Source organism: uncultured Campylobacter sp. (assembly GCF_963517995.1).
Taxonomy (GTDB): Bacteria; Campylobacterota; Campylobacteria; order Campylobacterales; family Campylobacteraceae; genus Campylobacter_A.
The window spans coordinates 1-7,257 of the sequence record NZ_CAUQHQ010000114.1 but is presented as its reverse complement, the minus strand read 5'-3'; the positions used below and the strand labels follow the sequence as shown (position 1 = coordinate 7,257).

The 7,257-nt window shown below is 40.0% G+C and carries 4 protein-coding genes and 1 pseudogene; 2 read left to right on the top strand and 3 right to left on the bottom strand.

Annotation, left to right across the window (positions count from 1 at the left end; translation table 11 throughout):
• Nucleotides 1-343: 343 nt before the first annotated feature.
• Nucleotides 344-619: a hypothetical protein gene (locus tag RYL88_RS10190; RefSeq protein WP_314991045.1), complete on the bottom strand. Its 276-nt coding sequence runs from the start codon at nt 617-619 to the stop codon at nt 344-346.
• Between the two features lie 535 nt (nt 620-1,154).
• Here RYL88_RS10190 and RYL88_RS10185 point away from each other — a divergent pair.
• A pseudogene (locus RYL88_RS10185) lies at nt 1,155-3,537 on the top strand (molybdopterin-dependent oxidoreductase).
• On the top strand, nt 3,538-4,071 hold the full coding sequence (locus RYL88_RS10180; protein ID WP_314991043.1) for a hypothetical protein: 534 nt from the start codon (nt 3,538-3,540) through the stop codon (nt 4,069-4,071). It begins immediately after the preceding pseudogene.
• A 90-nt stretch (nt 4,072-4,161) separates the two neighbouring features.
• Here RYL88_RS10180 and RYL88_RS10175 read toward each other — a convergent pair whose 3' ends face one another.
• Both RYL88_RS10175 and RYL88_RS10170 read right to left on the bottom strand, forming a co-directional pair.
• On the bottom strand, nt 4,162-4,968 hold the full coding sequence (locus RYL88_RS10175; RefSeq protein ID WP_314991041.1) for an alpha/beta hydrolase-fold protein: 807 nt from the start codon (nt 4,966-4,968) through the stop codon (nt 4,162-4,164).
• Nucleotides 4,969-5,000: 32 nt separating this feature from the next.
• Nucleotides 5,001-7,091: a TonB-dependent receptor gene (locus RYL88_RS10170; RefSeq protein ID WP_314991039.1), complete on the bottom strand. Its 2,091-nt coding sequence runs from the start codon at nt 7,089-7,091 to the stop codon at nt 5,001-5,003.
• Between the last annotated feature and the right edge of the window lie 166 nt (nt 7,092-7,257).

The following is a 7,257-nucleotide window of genomic DNA, read 5'->3' as shown; positions in this document are numbered from 1 at the left end:
CTCCAAAAAAATATTTCAGGTTTCTGGGTGAGTATCATACAAGTTTAATTGAGCCTAAGTTTTTTATTAACATATTGTCCTATGTAGAGGTTATTTTTATTAGATTAAAGCAAATTAGAGTTTGTAGAAAAATTTACTTTTGTTTTTCTGCTGGTATTTTTGCGTAAATTTAAAAGTACTCAATGCTCTTGGTTATATCTCCGCAATCCCGGTCATATGTTCCTATTCTTCTATTGAAATTTAATTAAAAATGTACTCGTGCCTCAAAAGCTATAGAAATAAAGGTGGTTTTCAGATTAGAAAGAGATTAACGGTATGATTTTGAAGAGGATCACAGTAAAAGTCAATAGGAATAGAGAATATAGCCTTTTGAATGTATGTTTTTTATATCAAGATTTAAATTTCTTTTTAGCACGCCTACTAAATTTTGCATAGCTATTTTTGAACTCATTTTATCGTGATAAACGACCTCTTCTATCATTGAAAAGGTGGTTATATTATTTACGTTTTGGGCTAGGAGCAAGATCAGCTTATGCTGTAAATTTGTTAGAAAAATTTGTTCGTTATTTTTGTAAATTTGCTCTTTTTCGAGATTTATCTTAATTTCTTTGTTTAGCATTAAAAAGCTTGCCTCTTGGCTAGGAGATAGCATAGCGATACTATCGAGTAAAATGCTTGTTTTAATTGGCTTAAATAATATAGCGGAACTTCCGCCGTGAAAATTTTTTAAAATTTTAGAATAGACTTTTTTGTTTTTTGCTAAAAATATAAATTTTTGATTCGGTGATATGAATGAAATATTAAAGAAATCAATTTCTTCTTTATTCTCAAACAAAGGGTCCAGGTCGATAATTACGACATCTAAATTTGTATTGCAATTAAGATAAAAATTCAAAAAGCAATCAAAATTTATAAAATATAAATTTAAGAATTTATCCTTGTTTGGCCTTATTTTTTCAATTAAATTTTCGTCGCTACAAACAACTAACGCACAGAGCTTTTGAAGCTTTTTTATTCTTGATGTAATTTAAAATCCTTATAAGTTTAATTTGATTTATTATCCAATAAATAAGCTAAATTTAATTTTAAAAATGAAATTAAAATGAATTTATTTAATATAATTGCGGCGAAATTTTGAAATTTAAGGAGACAAAATGTCAATTTCAAGACGAGATTTTTTAAAGACATCCGCTGCGGCTACGGCAGTAGTTTGCTCAAATCCCCTTATGGCCAAGGAGAGCAAGATTAAAAGCATACCGCATGCTTCAAATTTAGGTGCATTTTACGCCGACGTCGACGAAAACGGTAAGATAGTGAAAATTAGACCGCAGGTATCTGATAAAGACCCCAAATATCCTGGAAACGAGGCGTGGATAGATAGAGTTTATTCTGATACCAGAATAAAATATCCTTGCGTTAGAAAAGCTACCTAGAAGGTAAAAACGCTCCCGAGCTTCGCGGCAAAGAGGAATTTGTGCGAGTAAGCTGGGACGAGGCGATGAAGCTAATAGTTAAAAAGCTTCAAAGCGTAAAGACGGACGAAATTTATAACGCAAGCTATGGCGGCTGGGGGCATCCAGGTCTTCTTCACAACTGCAACTCCGTAGCGGGTAGATTTTTTAATACCGTTTTTGGCGGAGCGGTAGGAACTGACGGCGAGTATAGTAACGGTGCTGCAGGAAGAGTAAATGCAACTATCGTTGGAGATTTGGAAGTTTATTCTCCTCAAACCGCACATGAAGTAATGCTTGAAAATACGAAAATTTACGTAATGTGGGGCGCTGATTTATTTAAATGCAATCAAATCGACTATAAAATAGCAAATCGCGGAAATAATTCTTATTTTGAAAAATACGCAAAATCTGGAATAAAATTTATCACGATTGATCCGCAATACACAGAAATTGCCAAGAAATTTAACGCCGAGTGGATTAAAATTCGCCCAAATACCGACGTGGCGCTTATGCTTGGAATGTGTCATTACCTATATACAAGCAACCAATATGATAAAGAATTTATCGAAAAATACACTTTTGGATTTGATAAATTCCTGCCTTATCTACTTGGTAAGAGCGAAGACATGGTAGAAAAACTCCTGCCTGGGCAGCAAAGATAACGGGTGTTGAAGAGGGCGTTATAAAGGCGCTTGTCGATACTTTCGTAAAAAATCGTACATTTTTAGCGGGCAACTGGGCTATGCAAAGAGCTCATCACGGAGAGCAGGCCGACTGGATGCTTATGGTGCTTGCTTCGATGATAGGACAAGTCGGTCTCCCCGGCGGCGGATTTGGATTTTCTATGCATTATAGCGGCGGCGGCCAGGCGTTTTCGGGCGTTAGTTTGCCGGTAGGCTTGCCGCAAGGTAAAAACAAAGTAGATGCAAAAATTCCGGCCTCAAGAGTTAGCGAAGCTTTGCTAAATCCGGGTAAAAAGATTAAATTTAAAGGCTCTGAGATAACATATCCAGACATCAAAGTCATGTATATAACGGGCGCAACCGTTTTGAGACACCATCCAAATACGAATGAACTTATAAAGGCTATCCTTAAGCTTGATACCGTGGTAGTTCATGAGCCTTGGTGGACGCCGATGGCAAAGATGGCCGATATAGTGCTTCCTTCTACGACCCCGCTCGAAAGAGACGATATAAGCTATGGCGGCTCTTATTCGCAAGATTATGTTTATGCGATGAGAAAGGTTGTAGAGCCACTTTTTGAAGCTAGAAACGATTATGACGTTTTTGCTCAGATGGCAAAAATGGTGGGCGAAAAAGAGCATCGTAAATTTACAAGCGGCAAGAGCAAAGAGGAGATCATAAGAAGCTTTTATGAAAGAAGCGATTGCGTTAATTACGTAAGTTTTGATGAATTTCGGGAAAAAGGATACGTGTACTTTGAACCGGGCGAAGAGGCAAAGAAATTTGTTCGTCACTCCGCATTTAGAGCTGATCCGGTAGCAAATAAACTAGCTACGGAAACGGGTAAAATTCAAATTTTCTCGCAAAAATTTGCTGATTATAAACTTGATGATTTTAAAGGACATCCTATGTGGTTTGAGCCTGCGGAATGGCTTGGCAATGGCGAACTTACAAAGCAATATCCGCTTCATCTGCTAAGTCCGCACCCAAAATATCGCATCCACTCTCAGCTCGATAACTCTTTTGTAAGAAAAGCATATAAAGTAGGAAATAGAGAGCCTGTGCTTATAAATGATGAAGATGCTAAGATATTTGGCATAAAAGACGGCGATACGGTTGAAGTCTATAACGACAGGGGTAGAATTTTAGCAGGAGCCGTCGTAAGCAAAGACATTATGAGGGGCGTCGTGTCGATAAACGAAGGCACTTGGTATGATCCTGAAAATTTAACGGATGAAAACCCGAGATGTAACGCAGGGCACGTAAATTTATTAACCAGCTCAAGACCTACTTCGACTATGGCACAAGCCACTTCTATAAATACCTGCTTGGTAGCTGTCAAAAAAGTTGATGCCAAGGCTTATGCCGGTATTAAAACACCGATAATAAAAGGAGCATAAATGAGAAAAATTCTATTTTTAGCGGCGGTTTTGGCAAATTTTGTTTTTGCAAAAGATATGTTTATCTTTGATATCAAGGCCGATTTGCTTGATCCTAAAACCAAAGAGGTCGTAGGCGAAATTTACGAAGGTACGCCCGTAAAATTTATAAAGCAAGATGGCGATTTATCGCTTATCGAAGTTAGCGGAGAGGTTACTGATAACAAAAATATCTTAGCCTACAAAAAAGATCCGTTGATAACCTTTTTGATGCTTAAAAATCAGGAGGCAAAGCCGAAGGCAGAGTATCTAATAGACAGCAAAAAGTTAAATGAAAATAGCTACGCCTCATGGGAGGAGGCGGAGCTTGTTTATTATGACACTTGCAGCTCATGTCACGCGGCCCACAAACCAAAAGAGCATTTGATGAACGAATGGGATGCATATCTAACCGCTATGCAAACATTTGCCAAAATAAACGATGAAGAAAAATCCAGAATCCTACGCTTTATGCAAGCCTTTGCAAAAGACGGAATCGCAAAAGAAGAAGATTAAAATTTTAGGCCAAATTTGGATAAAAATCTAAATTTGGCCTATTGTGAGACTTTAGTAGCCGCTAACTTTGAATAACAAAGAGTTAAAATATTATTCGCTTACATGCTTTACGATATCTTTTAGCACTAGCGGTATTACGTCGCCGTGTCCTTGCCCTTCATAGATTTTAAATTCGTATTTGACGCCCGACTTTTTTAGAATTTCAGCCAAATCTGCCGCCTTTAGTATATTTTCTTTGTCCGTTTTGCCTGCTCTTTTTTCTAATTCTCCTACGCTAAGTCTTATAAAACTCGCCTTTAATCTAATTTTTAGTTTGCCGTCGTTATCTAAGGCCTCCTTTATAATTTTTGAATCTCCCCACCAAAGAGACGGAGAAGCTACAAAAAACTCATCGAATATACCGTCGTTTTGTAAAAGCGAATAAACTAAAAATAGTCCGCCGAAAGAGTGGCCGTAAAATATTTTTTCGCTATTTTTTATATCGTATTCTTTGTCCACAAACGGCATTAGCCTCTCTTTTATAAATTTATAAAATTTGTCCGCATTGCCGCCTTGCTCGTATTCGTCGCCTTGGGCTAACGGCGTTAAGTCCTTTGTTCGCCTTGCGGTATCGTAAGCTAGCGGCGTATCGTATCCGACGCCTATAATAAGCGGTACATTGTCGTCTGAAGTAAAATTTTTAAATAAATTAAGCAACACGGAAAATTGCGCATTCGCATCGAGCATAAAAATCGCTTTTGGATAAACGTTGCGGTTTTTCGGAACGGCTTGAAAAATTTTATATATTTCTCCGCCCGCACTTTCTAGTATGGAGTATTTAACATCAAAAAGCCGATAAACGCTTTCATCTATCGGCTCTATGTTCTGAGTAGGCTTTGCGCTGGCTGCACCAATCATAATCAAAGCTCCCAAAAATAATTTAACAACCCTTACCACTTCGCGCTTACCTTAAACCAAAATCTCCTGCCTTCTTCGGGATACCAGTAGTAGTTGCCGTCATCGGCCATTCCCTCGTCGTAGCGGATATTATCAAAGATATTGTAGGCGGTCAAATTTAGGCTTAAATTTTTATTTACCTCCCAGCTAGCACCCAACTCGACGGTAAAAAGCTTCTTGTCGTTTTCGCTTACTTTATTGCCGGGACCGAATTTGACGCTGGTTAGCTCGCTCTCGTAGTTTGCCCCGGCAAAGGTGCTAACGCTTGCGATAGGCTTATACGTAAGCGTCAAATTTGCCGCGTGCTCGGGCGTTGCGGTCAGAGATTTGCCGTCTAGTCGGCTGAGATTGGTCTGGCTAAATTTGACCGGGCCGTTTGGGGTATTGATCGTCGGGTCGCCGGTTTTGATTTTGGAGTTGTTGTATGTGTAGTTGCCGCGCAAATTTAGATTTTTTAGTATGTCGTAGTCTGCGCTAAGCTCGATGCCCCAGACGTCGGCACCGTCGATGTTAAAGTAAGTTCCCCAGCCCGGGCAGTTTACGTGCGGAGCCGTAGCGCATGAGCCAAATGCCGGAATACGGTTTATGCTGCTGCCGTCGGTGTCTAGGATTTTATCTTTAAACTCATTTCTAAATAGAGTAACCGAACCTCTAAAATCGTCGCCGCTATCGTAGTAAGCGCCGATTTCATAAGTTAGGCTCTTTTCGGGTTTTAGGTCTGCGTTACCGAAGTCTACTATCCTCCAGCCGCCTTGTATGGTGCCGACTTCCGGCGAGATCTGATTGACGTTCGGCGTCTTATATCCTGTTGCTACGCCGCCTTTTAGCGTCCAGTTGTCGCTTAGATTATAAACTAGATACGCACGCGGCGAGAGATGATCGTCGAAAAATTCGTTATGCGTGAAGCGACCGCCCAGCGTCAAATAAAGCTTGTCGTCTAAAATCTCCCACTCGTCTTCTAAAAATGCCGCATGCTCTTTCATAGAGTAGGCTTTCGGGTTTCGTAGCACGCTTCTACTTGAATTTGATACGATAAATGTGGTTTTAACCGTCTGTTTGCTGAAATCATAGCCGAAAGTTAGCGTATGCGAATCTAGGAAGGTGCTAAATTTGGAGTTAAAGTTGTGGTTTTTGACGTCAGCCGGCGTTAAGCTATCAAAGAGGCTCGTTCGCTTCGTTTGGTCGTAAATGTAGCTCACGTCGGCATTTAAATTTTCAAAATTTCCCAGATATCCCACTCCGTAGCTATCTTTTTTGTAGTCGTAGCTATTTAGCAGCCTGTTTGTCCTTACGGTTGCCGTCTTACCGACGGTCCTAGAGTATTCGTGGCGTTCTTGGGAGGCTAGGAGATAAAATTTATTGTATTCGTCGGGCATGATCCATAGTTTGACGCTAAAGTTTTTCTTGTCGCTTTCTTGATAGCCGCCCGGATAGCTATCCTCGTCGCGTAACTTTTTGTAGCCCCAGAGCTGAAGGCCGAGGTATTTGTTAAGAAGCGGAAAGTTAAGATAAAAGTCCGCTTGGCGCTGCGAACCGATGCCGCTATGAGTCTGCGCGATACCCGATATACTCACGGAGCCGCTAAATTTATCGAAATTTTTCTTAGTGATGATATTTATGACCCCGCCCACCGCATCGCTACCGTAAAGCGAGCTCATCGGTCCTCTGATGATCTCGATGCGTTCTATCGCCTCAACCGGCGGGATAAAATTTGAGTTCATATCGCCGGCGCCGCCTTTTGGATTGGCCGCGCTTGAATTTACTCTCTTGCCGTCTATGAGAACTAGCGTTTGCGAACCTTCCATGCCGCGGATCGAGATACCGCTGGCAGGCCCGTCCTCGCCGCCTATAACGCTAACCCCCGGAGCTTTTGAGGCGATAGAGTGAAGCGAGGTGAAGCTATCTTTTGCCAGGTCGTCATTTTTTACGATTGATATGCTGGCGGGTGCGTTTTTAATACTTTGTGAAAAACCGCTAGCAGTGACTACAACCTCTTCTAAATTTATATTATCTACGGCTTGTAAATTTATTGCGCATACTAGAGAAACAATAGGCGCAAAAGCTTTATTTTTTGAAACAATCATATAAAATCCTTTAGAATACTTAATACTGATTTAAGTTATCAATCTTTTTTCGCGAATAATAACTAATATGGAATAAATTTAATATTAATTATCGTATACAGATAGAATTTGCCGCTAAAGACGAGATGATCAATTTAATAAGATGGGTTTGAGGCAATTTTTAAAG

What these genes read in the sequence shown, in the direction of transcription:
- RYL88_RS10175 (WP_314991041.1), bottom strand. Translation starts at nt 4,968, where the DNA reads ATGATTGGTGCAGCCAGCGCAAAGCCTACTCAGAACATAGAGCCGATA.
- RYL88_RS10170 (WP_314991039.1), bottom strand. Translation starts at nt 7,091, where the DNA reads ATGATTGTTTCAAAAAATAAAGCTTTTGCGCCTATTGTTTCTCTAGTA.
- RYL88_RS10190 (WP_314991045.1), bottom strand. Translation starts at nt 619, where the DNA reads ATGCTAAACAAAGAAATTAAGATAAATCTCGAAAAAGAGCAAATTTAC.
- RYL88_RS10180 (WP_314991043.1), top strand. Translation starts at nt 3,538, where the DNA reads ATGAGAAAAATTCTATTTTTAGCGGCGGTTTTGGCAAATTTTGTTTTT.